The organism is Bradyrhizobium sp. NBAIM08 (assembly GCF_020193935.1).
In the GTDB taxonomy this organism is placed as follows: domain Bacteria; phylum Pseudomonadota; class Alphaproteobacteria; order Rhizobiales; family Xanthobacteraceae; genus Bradyrhizobium; species Bradyrhizobium yuanmingense.
Genome location: NZ_JADYVR010000882.1, coordinates 1 through 409, shown reverse-complemented (window position 1 = coordinate 409; position 409 = coordinate 1). Strand labels below are relative to the sequence as shown.

Genomic DNA, 409 nt, shown 5'->3' with positions numbered 1-409 from the left:
ACACGTTGCGCATGACGTTGGAGGTCCCGCCCATGATCGTGTAGCCGGGCGCGTAGGTGAGGCCCCGGGTGAGATCGCTCCAGAGCATGGCCTCCGGACCGAACGCCGAGGCCACGAACTGGGCCACTCGCCATTCGTGCTCGGTGCAGAAGCACTTGGTCGCCGCCGAAAAGCCGTTCGGCGCCTGGCGCAAGACCTCGCGTATCACGAGGATCCGCCCGACCTGGTAGGCGGTCTCCAGCGCAGCGATGCGCTGACGCACCACCGGATCGCTGCGATCGGCACGCTCGAGCGCCGATCGGTACAGGGCGTGGTTCGACACCAGCCGATCGATCCCGCCCCGCTCGTGCTCGAGCTGGCGCATCGTCTGGCTGAACGCCGCACCCTCGGCGCCGACCAGGTTCTCCAC

Annotated in this window: 1 protein-coding gene; it reads right to left on the bottom strand. The window is 68.2% G+C overall.

From position 1 onward, the window contains the following. A partial coding sequence (locus I6F37_RS42525) for an acyl-CoA dehydrogenase family protein (protein WP_225154754.1) occupies nucleotides 1-409 on the bottom strand: 409 nt, incomplete at both ends.